This is a genomic window from Polaromonas sp. P3_C2 (assembly GCF_056402675.1).
Window position 1 is genome coordinate 1 of the sequence record NZ_JBFUGX010000740.1, and the last position, 1,851, is coordinate 1,851.

Annotated in this window: 2 protein-coding genes; one reads left to right on the forward strand and one right to left on the reverse strand. The window is 57.3% G+C overall.

What is annotated here, in order from left to right; genetic code table 11:
* The coding region (locus AC1DWI_RS21375) for a lyase family protein (RefSeq protein ID WP_477725698.1) at window positions 1-983 on the reverse strand (983 nt) is incomplete at its 3' end.
* Between the two features lie 188 nt (window positions 984-1,171).
* Between AC1DWI_RS21375 and AC1DWI_RS21380 the strand changes: the two genes are divergently transcribed.
* A partial coding sequence (locus AC1DWI_RS21380) for a tripartite tricarboxylate transporter substrate binding protein (RefSeq protein WP_477725699.1) occupies window positions 1,172-1,851 on the forward strand: 680 nt, incomplete at its 3' end.

Here is a 1,851-nt window from a genome sequence, read left to right on the forward strand (position 1 = left end):
AGCAAGGTGTCGGTCACGTTGGTTGCCGACGAGTCGCCTTCGTCCATTCGCACCATTGCTTCAAGGGCCGCAGGCACCCGCATCCGCATCATGCGCGCAAGGCTGACCAACAGCAGCGCGGTGGACGGATTGCGTTTTTGCGCCATGGTCGAGCTGCCTACCTTGCCCATGTGAAACGCTTCCGCAATCTCCCCGATTTCTGTGCGCTGCATGAATACGACGTCTTGCGCGATTTTCTGCGCGGAACCTGCAAGCAGCCCCAGTGCTGAAATGTAGTCGCACACGCGGTCGTAAGACGAACGGCTTGGCAGCCCGGCTGGCGGTAACCCGAGTTGCTCGGCCATGCGCGCTTCCACGGTCCGGCCTTTGATGCCCATCGCTGCGAAAGTGCCTATCGCACCGCCCATGCACGCGACGAACGACGAGGCCAGACGCTGCGTCAGGCGATCCCGATCCCGATCCAGTTCGTCGATCCAGCCGGCAAGCTTGAAGCCGAACGTCATTGGCAATGCATGTTGACCGTGTGTACGGCCCGCCATCACCGTTGCCCGGTGTTCCTGCGCCAGCCTGCCAAGTGTGGCGATGGCTGCATCCAGATGACCCGTCAACAAGTGGTGTGTCTCGCGCATCTGCAGTGAACTGGCGGTATCGAAGATGTTCTGGGTCGTCGCCCCCCAATGGATATAGCCCGCCGCTGGGTCGCCGCACAGTTCCTCGAACTGGGAGAGGACGGGAACGAGCGGATGTTGAGCAAACGCGATGTCCCGGGACAGGCGTTCCAGATCGAAGAGCCGGGCATCGGCCTTCTTCCCGATGATTTGCGCAGCCTCGGTGGGAATGACGCCGAGTTCGGCTTGGGCATGAGCCAGTGCTGCTTCAACATCGAGCCATGCCTGCAACGTGGCCCTGTCGCTCCAGATGCGTTTGGCTTCGCCGCTGAACCAGTGGCCGGTAATAAATGATTCAAACATACTGGTATTCATGGACGGCTTGGATTGTGACGCGGCAAGCCTATTGGCATGCTCGCTAAAATTTTTGATTGATACATATTGTATTTGTGTAATTCTATGTTTTATATAGAATAAATTTAAAATTAATACAAATTACAATAAATACAAATACAATATACTCGCCATGCATTCAGCGGGTACATAAAACATGGAGACACGTCATGGAAGATTTTTTTGCTCGCCAGCGATCCGGGCGTCGCAGGCTGTTGAACCAGCTTGCCTTGCTGGGCGCCGGCGCGTTATTACCGGGCATTGGCCGCGCACAATCGGACAAGCCTGTATCGCTGATAGTCGGGTACTCTGCCGGCGGCAGTGCCGACCTGGTTGCCCGTGTTGTGGGGGCCGAACTGTCAAAGCGCCTGGGGCGTCAGGTCATCGTCGAGAACGTTGCGGGCGCCAGCGGCATGATTGCCGCGCAAAAAGTGCTCAATGCGCCAGCTGACGGTAACCTGATCTACATGGGAGGTACGGATACCGTGCTGGTGCCCATGGTCAATCCGAAGACCAGGCTGGATTGGGAGAAGGACCTTCTGCCGGTTGGAAGAATGACCACGGTGCCGCTGGTATTCGCCGTCCCCGCGGGTTCGCCCCACGCGACGCTTTCCGACCTGGCGGGCGCGCTGAGAAAAAGCGGTAAAGAGAACTTCAATTACGCAACACCCGGAATTGCGACGATGCAACATCTCTATGGGTCGCTTATCAACAAGCGGGCAAAGGTGGAAATGTTGCATATCCCGTACCGTGGTGGTGCCCAGATCGTGAATGATCTTGTGGGTGGCCAGGTAGACAGCGCGGTGCTGGTCTTGTCGACGGCGATGCCCTTTCTCAAGGAGGGCAAGAT